Here is a 12591-nt window from a genome sequence, read left to right on the forward strand (position 1 = left end):
TTAGGAGACGCGTATGCCGGTGTCGCGCAGAACTGTTCTTGCTCGGACCGTTGTCGGTTCCGCGGGGCTCGCCGCCGCGGCGGCACTGCCTGCGATGTCCGACGAGCTCGGCGCGTCCGCGACCGCCGCGCCAGGCTCCGGCGGCTACGAGATCGGCGTCGGAATTTCCGACATCACCGGTCCCGCCGCCGAATGCGGAATGATGGGCTATTCCCAGCTCGAACAGCAGACCGCGGGCATCCACCTGCGCCCGAGGGCGCGCGCGTTCATCATCGGCAGTGCGGGCAGGCGGGTGGTCTTCGTCGTCGCCGACAACGGCATGATTTTCCAGTCCGTGCACCGTGGCGTGCTCGCCGAACTGGCCCGCCGCTTCGGCGATCGGTACACCGAACAGAACGTGCTGCTCACCTCGACGCACTCGCATGCGACCTGCGGCGGCTCCAGCAACGACTACGCATACAACCTGTCCATCCTCGGTTTTCAGCAACAGGTCTACGACGCGGAGGTCAACGGCATCGTCGAGGCCATCGCGGCCGCGCACGCCGACCTCGGTCCCGGCAGTCTGACGTTGGGCCGCGGCGAGCTGCACGACGCAAGCGTCAACCGGTCCCGGGTGGCGTGGGAGCTCAATCCGGTTGCCGACAAAGCACATTTCCCCGCGGCCATCGACCCGGCGGTGACCGCGCTTTCGCTCGTCAAGGGCGGTCGGCAGGTCGGCGCCATCACCTGGTTCGCCACCCACGCCACCTCGATGACCAATGCGAACCGGCTGATCAGCGGGGACAACAAGGGTTACGCCGCGTTCGCCTACGAGCACACCGAACACGGTGTCCGCTACCTCGACGGCGCACCGGATTTCGTCGCCGCGTTCCCACAGACCAACACGGGCGACATGTCGCCGAACCTGAACCTGCGCCCCGGCTCCGGACCCACCGAGGACGAGTTCGAGAACACCCGCATCATCGGCGAGCGTCAGTATCAGGCGTCGAAAGCTGCTCTGGCCCAGGCGCAGCCGATGGGCGGTCCGATCGACGCGATGCTCTGTTACGTCGACCTGGCCGATATCGCCGTCGACGGCCGGTTCACGCCGGACGGACAGCCGCGGCACACCGCCCCCGCGGCCGCGGGCGTTTCACTGGCTGCAGGCAGCGTCGAGGACGGACCAGGCTTCCCGGGTGCGCCCATCCCGGAAGGGGTGCGCAACCCGTTCCTGACCTCGCTCGGCGGACCTAACGCACCCGCGCCGGCCTGGCTCGCGGATGCGCAGGCGCCCAAGGCAATCGCGGCCCCACTCGGCCTGATGCCGCCGGTGCCGTGGGTGCCGAATGTGCTGCCGATTCAGCTCGTTCGGCTCGGCGAGCTCTATTTGGCCGCTGCCGGTGGCGAATTCACCATCACCTCGGGGCTGCGGGTGCGCCGCGCCGTCGCGGCCGCCCTCGGCGTGCCGCTGGAGCAGGTGCTCATGCAGGGCTACGCGAACGCCTACCACGAATACGTCACCACCCCTGAGGAATACGACTCCCAGCAGTACGAGGGCGCCTCGACCCTGTTCGGTCGCTACACCCTCTGCGCCTATCAGCAGGAGTTCACCCGGCTGGCAACGGCATTCGCCGCGCGCCAGCTCGTCGCGCGTGGTCCGGCCCCGCGTGACGTGTCGAACCTGCAGCCGAACTTCCAGCCGGGAGCGGGCCAGGACACCACGCCGCCGGGCCGCGCCTTCGGTGACGTGCTGACCCAGCCTGCCTCGACCTACGCCGTCGGCACCCAGGTCGCTGCCGAATTCGTTTCCGCCCATCCGAAACACAACACGCGCCGCAACAGCACCTTCCTCGAGGTGCAGCGCCGCACCGCGTCAGGGGAGTGGGCGCGGGTGGCCAACGAGGGGGAGTGGGCGGTGCGGTTCTCCTGGAGCAAACGGGGTGTCGCCGAATCCGTTGCCAGGTTCACCTGGGACATCCCCGGCGACGCCGCGCCGGGACGGTATCGCATGCAGCACTATGCCGACAGTTTGAGCCAGGACGGTGCGTTGCACCCATTCACCGGAACTACCAACGAGTTCGAGGTGAGCTGACGTCACGGGGCCTCACAGCCCCGTCTGCGCACCCTTGTCGCCCCGCCGCGCCCCACGCCGCTGAATCAGGTAGATGCCGAGCGCGAGCACGCCGACCACCAGGCCCATCAGGCAGACCGGCAGCACCGACGCCCACCGATCACCGCCCGCGAGCACCACAAGGGTGGCGATCAGCCACAGCGTGCTGCCGACCGCGAGCACCGGGCGCGGATCGGTCAGCCGCGGCGGGATCTGGGGCACTTGCTGACTCACGCACGCAAGCTTAGTCCTGTCGCCGACCGGACTTGGCACGCCGACCTCGCGTCGCCGAGTAGCGAGAACGCGCGTCCGCTGGGCAGCGGTCCCGTATCGTTCACCTCTGTGACAACGCCATCCGATGTCCGAGCCCTCGCTGGTGAGCTCTCACTGGCGGTGGTTCGACTCACGCGTCATCTGCGCGGGCGCCGTGCCGACGCCCAGATTTCGCTGACTCAGCTTTCGGCCCTCGCGACCCTGTCTCGCGACGGCGCGATGACCCCGGGGGCGCTGGCGGCGAAGGAGCGCGTGCAGCCGCCGTCGATGACTCGGGTGATCGCCTCGCTCACCGACCTCGGTTTGGTCGAGCGCAAGCCGCACCCCACCGACGGCCGCCAGATCATCGTCTCGCTGTCCGAGGCGGGCAGTGCGCTCATCGCCGACGAAACCCACGCGCGCGAAGCCTGGATGACCGACCAACTCTCCAACCTCACCGAGGATCAGATCGTCACCCTGACTCGCGCCGTCGCGATCATGAAGCAGATCGTCGCCGAATCGGAGTGACCGCCCGGCGCGGTGTGTGTTACCGCGCGCCGAAAGGCTGGTCGCTGTCGACGATGTCGCGACCGAGCGGGAACAGCGAGACCGGGATGAGCTTCAAGTTGGCCCAGCCGAACGGGATTCCGATGATCGAGACGAACAGCGGGATGCTGGTCAGCAGGTGGCCGAGCGCGAGCCACCAGCCCGCGAAGATGAACCAGATGACGTTGCCGAGCAGCGATCCGACTCCGGCGGACGGCTTCTCGACCGTGGTCCGCCCGAACGGCCACAGCACGTAGGCCGCGATCCGGAACGAGGCGATGCCCCACGGGATCGTGATGATCAGGATGCAGCAGATGACGCCGGCCAGGAGGTAGCCGAGCGCCATCCAGAACCCGACGATCACGAGCCAGAGCACATTGAGGATGAGCTGAATCGGCTTCATGCGCCAAGGATGCCAGCAACCGGACATTCCGGCATCACCCCGCGGGTATGAAACCGCGCTCAGGGTAATCCCGGAGAGTGGCGCCGACCGTGCTCAGGCAAGGCGCCACCCGAGGCTCGATCAGAAGAACCAGCCGAGCACCGCGTCGCGGTCGGTGCCGAAGGCCTCGGTGAGCGGATGCAGGTGGGTGGGGTCCTTGACCTGCAGGCGGTTGGCGGCGGCGAAGGCGCGAGCGGGGTAGGCGCCGAGGTAGAGGCTGCCAAGGACGTCGATGCCGAGTTCGACATCGGGAGTACGGGTGGTCGGTGCGCACTCGGCGACGCCGTCGCGGACGATGAGCGCGAAGGTGCCGCCCGCGTCGCGGAACGGATCGGTCACCGCGAGCACCAGATCCAGGTCGCACTGGTATGCGCGGGCGCTCAGCGCGGCGGGCACGTCCATGACTCGCAACCAGAGTGCGTCGACGCGCCCTTCGGTGCGCACCAGGCGGGGATCGGTGAGCAGATAGGGCAGCGGATCGTTGTCGCTGAGCGTGGCGTTCACCTGCTTGACCAGATCCAGGCCTAGCAGCGTACGCCACAGTGCCGCATGGGCTTCGGTCGTCACCGCCGTCAGCTCCACCACCTCGACCTGCATCCCCTGCTCCCGATAGTGATACCGGTACAGCGCGTAGCCGTCGGGGTGCAGGAACGCGTAAAGCTCTGTGCCACCGCTACGTATCGCCGGAGTATCGGCGAACAACGTGCCCCACGAGGCATCCGGGCGCACCTGCACGCCGGGAGTGCAGCGCCGCCAGCGGTCGTAGATCGTCTTCACCTGTTCGATGACCGCGCCCGGGTCGACCAGCTCGACCCCGCCCGGATTCGGTGCGGACGGCAGGAACTCGGCAAAGCGCCGATCGATCGTGACCGAGTTCTCGCGCACCGTCGGGCCGTAGCCGAAGCGCCCGTAGATGCTGCCCTGGCTGGCCGTGAAGATGGTCAGCGGGCGTGCGTCGGCCTCGGTGCGCCGATGCTGCTCGGTGTACATCGCCCGCAGGATCCCGCGCCGCCGATGGGTCGGTGCGACGGCGACCGCCGCGATTCCGCAGGCATCGACCGTTCGCTCGCCGGGCACGGTCAGCGTCATCGTGCGCGATTTCACGTGCCCGACGATCCGCGCGCCGTCGACCGCGACGATCGCGTCCTGCCGCGCGTACAGCGGTTCCTGCTGCGGAAACAGCTCGAGGCTCCGCCTGCGGGTCTCCTCGTCGGCTCGGGCGCCGAACGCGGTCGCCGTCAGGGTCTGGATCGCGCTCGCGTCGTCGTCGGTGGCAGAGCGGAGGGTGATGCCGTTCGTCAACGTCATTATTCGACCTTGCCACGCCAACTCACCACGCCGCATTCGAATATCGGTGGGACAGACACCACGTACTGACCAGCACCGGTGGCGGTCTCGCCCGGCGGCCCCGGCAGGATGTAGCCGTGGCCGAAGTGATCGATATCGACGATCCCGCTGACCCGCGGGTCGATGACTTTCGCGACCTGAACTCCGCTGACCGCCGCCCCGATCTGCCGGGACGGAAGGGGCTGGTGATCGCCGAGGGCGTGGTGGTCGTGCAGCGGATGCTGGATTCGCGGTTCGCGCCGACGGCATTGCTCGGGGTGGAGAAGCGGCGCATCGAGCTGGCCGACGACCTGGCCGCTGTCGACGTGCCGTATTACCGCGCGTCCGCCGAGGTGATGGCGGAGGTGGTCGGGTTCCATCTCAATCGCGGCGTGCTCGCGGTCGCGCCGCGGCCCGCGGTGCTCACCATGGACGAGGTGGTCGACACGGCGCGGACGGTGGCCGTGCTGGAGGGCGTCAACGACCACGAGAATCTCGGCTCGATGTTTCGCAATGCGGCCGGGCTCGGTGCGTCGGCGATCCTGTTCGGCGATCGCTGCGCCGACCCGCTCTACCGGCGCGCGGTCCGTGTCTCGATGGGCCACGTGCTCCGTGTCCCGTTCGCTTCGGTGCCTGATTGGCCACACGGCCTGGATATACTGCGCCGCAAGCAGTTCCAGATCATCGCGCTCACGCCGAACCCGGCAGCGGCGCAGCTGGCCACAGCAATGACAGGGGAGCGCGTGGCATTGTTGCTCGGCGCCGAGGGACCCGGTCTGACCGAGGATGCGATGCGCGCCACCGACGTGCGTGCGCGCATCCCGATGTCGCCGGGCACCGACTCGCTCAACGTGGCGACCGCCGCCGCGATGGCGTTCTACGAGCGGGTGCGGTTGTGAACTACCCGCCCGCGCAAGGTCCGACACCGTGGGGCTCGGGGCTCACCGTCTCGATCGCGGTCGCCGTGCTGACCGCGGTCGCCGTGTACGCGTTCGGGCGGGCGCTGGCCGAGGTGCACCCGTTGCTCGCGGTCGGCGTGAATCTGGTGGCGGCCGGTGGCGCCGCGCCGACCGCGTGGCGATTGCGGTGGGCGCCGGTGACCAGGTGGGTGGTCGGCGGCGGCGCTGCGGGCGTGCTCGTCGGCTGGGCCGTGCTGCTGCTCAGCGGATTGGGCTGATCAGGAGACCCGGTCGCGGCCGCGTAGCCAGCCGAACAGGCCGCGTTTGGGGCGCACGGTGTCCGGCTCGTCCGCCACCGGCGGGATGAGGGTGGCCGGGTCTGGCGCTTGACCTTTCGGATACAGCGTGAACCCGCACACCGCGATGTCGCCGGGAACGAGCGCGCCTGCCGCGGCCTGCGCGCGGTAGTGGAAGCCGAGCCACTCGTTGTTGGCGGCGTCGGCGAAGTCGGGCGGGTCGAACGGCAGCGTCTGGGGGTCGGGCAGCTCACCGGCCTGCCAGCGCACCGGATGCTCACCGGCCCAGTACGGCCGCTCCCATACCAGCGGCAGGCCCTCGTCCTCGAGGATGTTCACCCGGCTCGAACTGAACGCCCTGCGGAATTCGCCGCGCTCCCAATGGGCGAACGCGCCCCAGCCGTGTGCGCTGTCGAACGAGACCAGATAGGTGTGCTCCGAAGCCAGCGGGCGCACCAGCATTTCCGGGATCTCGGTCGGATGGACGCGCGAGGCCTGCGCCGAACACACCACCGTCACGCCGGGATAGCAACCGATGTACACCTCGTCGGTGTCCGGGCCTGCGCAGCCTGCCAGGGTGCCGACCATGATCGGCAGCACGTCGCGGTCGCCGTGCAACTGCTTCGCAAGGGCCAGTGCGGCATCGGGATCCGGGTCATGGTTGGCCCGCAGTACCGTCAGCGGGTCTGGTGCGTCGACATACCAGAGAGACGAAGCCTTCGATAGCATTTCCGGCACCTCCCGATGGTTGCACGAATCAGCTCCGCGAACTTCGAGCAACGCACGGTGGTTTCGAACAATTCACCGTCTTCGTGAACTGCCGGACGCCGTCGCGCGCAGTCGACAACACACCGAAAAATCTACTCGCACTGCACCGCTGTCGGCGTCCCTTCGACCCCAGAACACGCCAACGGGTACCAGAATAACGCCGAAATGCCCTGCATCTGGTCGCTCGCTGTCCCGCAGGCGAACTCGTGTGCGGCGCGCGGCTACCCGGAGTTCGCCCGGCCGCGCCGGTGCGTTGAAATCGGCTGTGCGCCAAGCACGCTCAGTGGCCGGAGCTGCGCACTCCGAGCAGCACGTCCTCCCAGGACGGCATGGGCGCCTTGCCGCGCTTGGTGCGGGTCGACTTCGCCGGCGCCTTGGCAGGGGCGGGCTTCTTGGGGGTTTCCTCGGCGGCTGGCGCCTTCGGCGTGGCGGGGGCCGCAGGAGCGGTCTCCGCCGGGGTGCTCGCGGCAGGTGCCTGCGCGGCAGGCGCGGGTGCCGGGTTCGCCGCGGTGGGCGTCGCAGTGGACGTGGCGGCCGGCGTCGCGGTCGTGCCTGCGGTGATCGCGGGCGTGCTGGTGCCGCCTGCTGCGACGGCACGCTGCTCGTAGTACTCGTCCAGGGTGGGCTGGCCCTGCTGCCGTGCGGTGGTGCGGGCAGGCGGCGCCGCGGGCGCAGGCTGCGGCTCGACCACGGGTTCTGGCTCGGGCGCCGGTGCCTCGGCGGGCAGGATCGTTGCCAGGCCGCGTAGCGCGCGCCCGAAGTCGGGGTCGATCAGGTCGGACGCGGGGTCGTCGAGCGGGGAGACCGAGCCGCCGTGCGCGTCCGGCTGGTAGCGCCAGTGCGCGGCGATCTCGGAACGCCCGTTCTGCCACTGCAATTGGGCGACCCAGAAGCCCTTCTCGTCCTTCCAGGCGTCCCATTCGGCGCCCTCGATGTTGTGGCCGCGCTCGGTGAAGGCTGCGGTGACGACATCGATCAGGATCTCGACGGCAGGGCCGTCGGGGCGGACGGGGTGGGCCTTCTGTGCGAGCTCGGCGGCACGCGCCCGTTCCAGCAATACCGGGTAGGCGAACCGCTCGACGCGGCTGGCAGGCATGCCGGACTCTGCGGTGACCTGTTCGACGGACGCACCTGCACGGATACGAGCCTGGATATCGCGAGGACGCATAGTTGCTTCCATTTCGATCTCTATCTGGCCGAATCGGGCAAGGTCTCCGCGTGCTGCGGCTCGTAGCTTGTCGTCGGCGGGAAGCCGGTACTTTGCTCCGGACTCGGTGTCGATACACACGATGTGCGTGGAGTCGGGCGTCACCCCGATCACTCGAAGTTCACGCACCGTTACCTCCTTACCGCGTCGACTCGCGACACCGCCCACTTTCCGAAACAGTAGTGCACTTCTGGGATCCGTGGGGCAAGACACGCAGGGCGGAAATCTCTGTGGAGACCACCGCGCCCCGCTAATCTGCTGTGTTGGTTTTTTCAGCGCCGGTGGCGCTGAGTGTTCGCCGCCCCCTCGGCTTTACCCTCCGAGCAGCCGAGATTCGCGCCTGCGGCGCATGCGCTTCGGCCACCCGCCACCTGCGACGGGCCGTGCACGGCACTCACAAGACTCGCGCTCCGGTGTGTCGAGCTCGTCAGAAATCTTGCGTGTCGTGCACGGCGTGTCGCTGACCTCAGCCCAGGTTCTGCACAACCCAATCGATGCTGCGGGTGAGCTGGGTGACGTCTTCCGGGTCGATCGCGGGGAACATGCCGACACGCAGCTGGTTGCGGCCCAGCTTGCGGTAGGGCTCGGTGTCGACGATTCCGTTGGCGCGCAGCACCTTGGCGACCGCGGCCGCGTCGACCGAATCGGCGAAGTCGATGGTGCCGACCACCTGCGAGCGGTGGGCGGGATCGGTGACGTACGGGGTGGCGTATTCGCTCGACTCGGCCCAGTTGTACAGGCGCGACGAGGAATCCAGCGTCCGCTTGACCGCCCAGTCCAGGCCGCCGTTGCTGTTGAGCCATTCGATCTGGTTGGCGAGCAACAGGAGTGTGGCCAGCGCCGGGGTGTTGTAGGTCTGATCCTTGGTGCTGTTGTCGATCGCGATCGGCAGCGACAGGAACTCCGGAGTCCACCGACCCGAAGCCTTGATCTCTTCGACCCTGGCCAGCGCGGCCGGGCTCATCAGCGCGACCCACAGGCCACCGTCGGCGGCGAAGGACTTCTGCGGTGCGAAGTAGTAGACGTCGGAGTCGGCGATGTTCACCGGGAGGCCGCCCGCGCCCGAGGTGGCGTCGATGGCGATCAGCGCGTGCGCCGAGCCGGCGGGACGCTGCACCGGAATGGCGACACCGGTGGAGGTTTCGTTGTGCGCCCAGCCGATCAGGTCGGCCGCCGGATCCGACACAGGCTCCGGCGCGCTGCCCGGTTCGGCCGAGACGACGATCGGGTCGCCGATGAACGGGTTGCCCTTGGCCACGGTGGCGAACTTCGAGCTGAACTCGCCGTTGGTCAGGTGCAGCGAACGCTCCCGGATCAGGCCGAACGCGGCGGCATCCCAGAAGGCCGTCGTGCCACCGTTGCCGAGCACCACCTCGTAGCCGTCGGGCAGCGCGAACAGCTCGCGTAGGCCCGAACGCACCCGCGCGACCACGTCTTTCACCGGCTTCTGCCGATGGCTGGTCCCGAACACCGAGGCGCCGACGTCCACCAGGGATTGCAACTGCTCCGGTCGCACCTTGGAGGGGCCACAGCCGAAACGTCCGTCGGCGGGCTTGAGGTCGGCGGGAATCGTCGGGAACGCAGTGGTCATGCCGAACAGGGTAGAGCGTGGCAGGGCCGCTCGGTACGTTCGGGTCGGCCTCCGGACAGCCAGCTATCACCCGCCATCCGTGACATCGGTGCAGGACACGCGCGAGAACGCGGCGGATCACGGTGGTACCGCTGTGTCTCGGCGCACATGCCAGCTAACCTTTGCGCCCATGAGCATGGCGTCAGCAAACTTGTGGCGGTTGCGTGGCCGCCGCCCTGGCACCTTCGGACTTCGCGTCGGCACGATCTCGGATGCGGCCAGGCGCGAGTTGCTGATGCGCGGGACCTTCGGTTCGGCAACGATCCTCGGGGTGCGGCCGAGCTCGAAGGGCATGGTCGATGACGACGGCAGCGGCCGCGCCGAGCACGGGCCGGTGTTCTGGGTCCGGGTGCAGGTCGACGGGGTGGCGCCGTACGAGACCAGGGTGCGCCAGCGGGTGTCCGAGGCGACGCTGGAATGGATGCAGCCCGGCGATGTCGTCAGCTGCCGGATCGATCCGGGCGACCGGGATCGGTTGGTGCTCTACGTGCCCGACTTCGCGGAGACCGGACGGGTCAGCATCTCGAAGATCCTCGCCGACGGCCGCCGCGCCGATGCCACGGTGCTTGCGGCCACTCCGGTCGCTGCGGACTACACCGGTCGCGACGATCCGGTGCTTCGGCTCGACCTCGAGTTGCGTGCGTGGGACGAACCGACGCCGTGGCTGGTTCGGCTGGTCCAGCCGGTGCCGTTGGCCGCGATCAGCCTGGTCGATCTCGGCCAGCACCTCGAGGTCGCCTTCTTCACCGTCGATCACGGCGAATCCGTCGCGGTCGACTGGGCCGCCTCACTCGGCGAGGACTGAACCGTCTTGGTGCGCGAACAAGTCAGGGGCGCACCGAGTATCGGCCTGTCAGAGATGGACGAAGGTGAAGCCCATCGCGCGGATGGTGGGGAGTGCGGCGATCATGCCTGCACCGGTGCCGGATTGTGGGCGGTGCATGTGCGCCAGCGAAATCGCACCCGGCGCAGCGGCATTCATCGCGGCCTGGACCTTGGCCGGGTTGGCGGTGGCGCCGTAGTCGGCGTTGATGCTGAATCCCACCGGGATTTCCCCCAGTTCACGCACGATCGAGACCGCGACGTCGTCATAGTGCGCGGTGCCCGCCCGGAAGAAGCGCGGTGGCCTGCCGACCAGCTCGGTTAGTCGTTCGTGATTGCCCCACACCTCGTCCGCCGCCTCCTGTGCCGAGCCGGTGCCCGCGATCCCGTAGGCGGCCTGGCCCTTCACCGACATCGGCTTGTGCGACGTGCCGTGATTGGCCAGCTCGAACAGCGGATTCGCGGCGAGCTTGGCGGCGCGTCCATGGTTCGCGTCGATCCACCGCTTGTTCAGGAACAACGTGGCCGGAATCTGCTGGGCGATCAGGAAACTCAGCAACGATTCGTCGATGTCGGTGCCGCCGGGACCGCCGCAGGCATCGAAGGTCAGCGCCAGCTGCTTGCCGGTGGCCTCGAAGGTGCTGGTGATGCCTTGCATCGCAACGCCCCACTGCTGGGGTTGTTGTCCGGTGTGCTTGGCAACCACCGTCCCGAGGGAGTTGACCTGTGGTGGCGGTGCGGCTTTGGAGACCGCGAGGGCATCCCAATTCCCCAGCGCCGAGGCCGGGTCGACCGTCGAACTCGGTTGCGCGGGCACGGTATCGGACTGCGCCGTGCCGCACGCGGTAGCGGCGAACCCGGCGGCAAGCGTGGCGCCGAGGCCGAACACGCGCCGCCGCGACATTCCTCGTTCCAACATCCGTACGCCCACCCTTTCAAGGTCATCCGGATGCTACGCGAGCCGAACACCCCAGTCCTTCAGGGCATTCGGCTCGCGGGTGGATCGTTATCAGGTTCTTACACGTGCTGGACGGAATTCCAGCCGCCGACCTCTTCCGGCCTGCGCGGACCCGGGCCGGTGTAGATGGCGGCGGGACGGACCAGCTTGCCGAGCTGCTTCTGCTCCAGGATGTGCGCACACCAGCCCGCGGTGCGGCCACAGGTGAACATGGCGGGCATCATGTGCGCGGGCACCTCGGCGAAGTCGAGGATCACCGCGGCCCAGAACTCCACGTTGGTCTCGATGGCGCGGTCGGGGCGGCGCTCACGCAGCTCGGCGAGCGCGGCCTGCTCCAGCGCGGCGGCCACCTCGTAGCGCGGCGCGTTGAGCCGCTTGGCGGTGGCGCGTAGCACGCGGGCGCGCGGGTCCTCGGCCCGGTACACCCGGTGCCCGAAGCCCATCAGCTTTTCCTTGCGGTCCAGGATGCCCTTGACCAGACCCCGTGCGTCACCGGTCTTTTCGACGCCCTCGATCATCGGAAGCACGCGAGCGGGCGCACCGCCGTGCAGCGGGCCCGACATCGCGCCGATCGCGCCGGACAGCGCGGCGGCCACGTCGGCGCCGGTGGAGGCGATCACCCTGGCGGTGAAGGTGGAGGCGTTCATGCCGTGCTCGGCGGCGGACACCCAGTAGGCGTCGATCGCCTCGGTGTGCCTCGGGTCCGGGTCGCCCTTCCACCTGGTCATGAACCGCTCGGTGACCGTGGTGCACTCGTCGATCTTCTTCTGCGGGACGGCAGGCTGGTAGATGCCGCGCGCGGACTGCGCGACGTAGGACAGCGCCATCACCGAGGCGCGCGCCAGGTTGTCCCGCGCGGTCTCGTTGTCGATGTCGAGCAGCGGCTGGTAGCCCCAGATCGGCGCGAGCATGGCCAGCCCAGCCTGCACGTCGACCCGAACGTCACCGGTGTGCACCGGGAGCGGGAACGGCTCGGCAGGCGGCAGCCCGCGGCCGAATTCGCCGTCGACCAGCAGCGCCCAGACGTCACCGAAGGTCACCTTGCCCTCGACCAGGTCTTCGATATCGACCCCTCGGTAGCGCAGTGCGCCACCGTCCTTGTCGGGTTCGGCGATATCGGTGGTGAAAGCCACCACGCCCTCCAGGCCGCTGACGAAATCGCTGGGTACGGCGGTCTGCCCGGTTGGCACCGCGGGGCTGGTAGTCATGTTGCGACTCTCCTTGCACTTCGGTTCGCATGGTTTTCGCGGCGACGGCTTGCAGGTCGCTCGAAAAGGTCGGCGGGAGGTGTACGGCTCGCCGAGCACATGCCGATCATCAAAACCTTAGCTCCTTGCTACCGCGGAGTAACGTCTG

At 68.5% G+C, this 12591-nt stretch carries 13 protein-coding genes; 5 read left to right on the forward strand and 8 right to left on the reverse strand.

Annotated features, from left to right (window positions below; genetic code table 11):
• Positions 1-13: 13 nt before the first annotated feature.
• Positions 14-2071, forward strand: coding sequence for a neutral/alkaline ceramidase (locus tag NA11_RS13370; protein ID WP_069162175.1), 2058 nt, complete (start codon positions 14-16; stop codon positions 2069-2071).
• Positions 2072-2083: 12 nt separating this feature from the next.
• Here NA11_RS13370 and NA11_RS13375 read toward each other — a convergent pair whose 3' ends face one another.
• Entirely contained in the window at positions 2084-2323 is a 240-nt protein-coding gene (locus NA11_RS13375; protein ID WP_069162176.1) for a DUF2530 domain-containing protein, read from the reverse strand.
• Positions 2324-2431: 108 nt separating this feature from the next.
• Between NA11_RS13375 and NA11_RS13380 the strand changes: the two genes are divergently transcribed.
• On the forward strand, positions 2432-2869 hold the full coding sequence (locus NA11_RS13380; protein WP_069162177.1) for a MarR family winged helix-turn-helix transcriptional regulator: 438 nt from the start codon (positions 2432-2434) through the stop codon (positions 2867-2869).
• A gap of 19 nt (positions 2870-2888) precedes the next feature.
• Here NA11_RS13380 and NA11_RS13385 read toward each other — a convergent pair whose 3' ends face one another.
• Positions 2889-3290, reverse strand: a complete 402-nt coding sequence (locus NA11_RS13385) for a YccF domain-containing protein (RefSeq protein WP_069162178.1) — start codon at positions 3288-3290, stop codon at positions 2889-2891.
• A gap of 120 nt (positions 3291-3410) precedes the next feature.
• Positions 3411-4637 (reverse strand): GNAT family N-acetyltransferase, encoded by a 1227-nt coding sequence (locus NA11_RS13390; RefSeq protein ID WP_069162179.1) that lies wholly within the window; start codon positions 4635-4637, stop codon positions 3411-3413.
• 116 nt (positions 4638-4753) lie between these two features.
• Here NA11_RS13390 and NA11_RS13395 point away from each other — a divergent pair, with 116 nt between their 5' ends.
• Together NA11_RS13395 and NA11_RS13400 are read left to right on the forward strand one after the other, a co-directional pair.
• Positions 4754-5554 (forward strand): TrmH family RNA methyltransferase, encoded by an 801-nt coding sequence (locus tag NA11_RS13395; protein WP_069162180.1) that lies wholly within the window; start codon positions 4754-4756, stop codon positions 5552-5554.
• Complete coding sequence (locus NA11_RS13400; protein WP_069162181.1) at positions 5551-5832, forward strand: DUF2537 domain-containing protein; 282 nt, start codon at positions 5551-5553, stop codon at positions 5830-5832. The genes NA11_RS13395 and NA11_RS13400 overlap by 4 nt, the downstream gene beginning before the upstream one ends.
• On the opposite strand, the gene NA11_RS13405 is transcribed toward NA11_RS13400, so the two are convergent.
• From NA11_RS13405 to serC, 3 genes are all read right to left on the reverse strand, one after another.
• A complete protein-coding gene (locus NA11_RS13405) occupies positions 5833-6579 on the reverse strand; it encodes a DUF6928 family protein (RefSeq protein ID WP_069162263.1) in 747 nt (248 codons plus the stop codon).
• 319 nt (positions 6580-6898) lie between these two features.
• Positions 6899-7954 carry a septation protein SepH gene (sepH, locus tag NA11_RS13410; RefSeq protein ID WP_069162182.1) on the reverse strand — a complete coding sequence of 352 codons (1056 nt, stop codon included), beginning with the start codon at positions 7952-7954 and terminating at the stop codon, positions 6899-6901.
• A gap of 337 nt (positions 7955-8291) precedes the next feature.
• Positions 8292-9416, reverse strand: coding sequence for a phosphoserine transaminase (gene serC, locus NA11_RS13415; RefSeq protein WP_069162183.1), 1125 nt, complete (start codon positions 9414-9416; stop codon positions 8292-8294).
• Between the two features lie 175 nt (positions 9417-9591).
• On the opposite strand from serC, the gene NA11_RS13420 reads away from it, so the two are divergent.
• Positions 9592-10260 carry a hypothetical protein gene (locus NA11_RS13420; protein WP_245745859.1) on the forward strand — a complete coding sequence of 223 codons (669 nt, stop codon included), beginning with the start codon at positions 9592-9594 and terminating at the stop codon, positions 10258-10260.
• A gap of 48 nt (positions 10261-10308) precedes the next feature.
• Here the strand turns inward: NA11_RS13420 and NA11_RS13425 are convergent, their stop codons facing one another.
• Together NA11_RS13425 and NA11_RS13430 are read right to left on the reverse strand one after the other, a co-directional pair.
• Positions 10309-11196, reverse strand: a complete 888-nt coding sequence (locus NA11_RS13425) for a polysaccharide deacetylase family protein (RefSeq protein WP_245745860.1) — start codon at positions 11194-11196, stop codon at positions 10309-10311.
• Between the two features lie 98 nt (positions 11197-11294).
• Positions 11295-12443: a citrate synthase 2 gene (locus NA11_RS13430; protein WP_069162186.1), complete on the reverse strand. Its 1149-nt coding sequence runs from the start codon at positions 12441-12443 to the stop codon at positions 11295-11297.
• Between the last annotated feature and the right edge of the window lie 148 nt (positions 12444-12591).

This window comes from Nocardia altamirensis NBRC 108246, assembly GCF_001612685.1.
GTDB classification, from domain to species: Bacteria; Actinomycetota; Actinomycetes; order Mycobacteriales; family Mycobacteriaceae; genus Nocardia; species Nocardia altamirensis.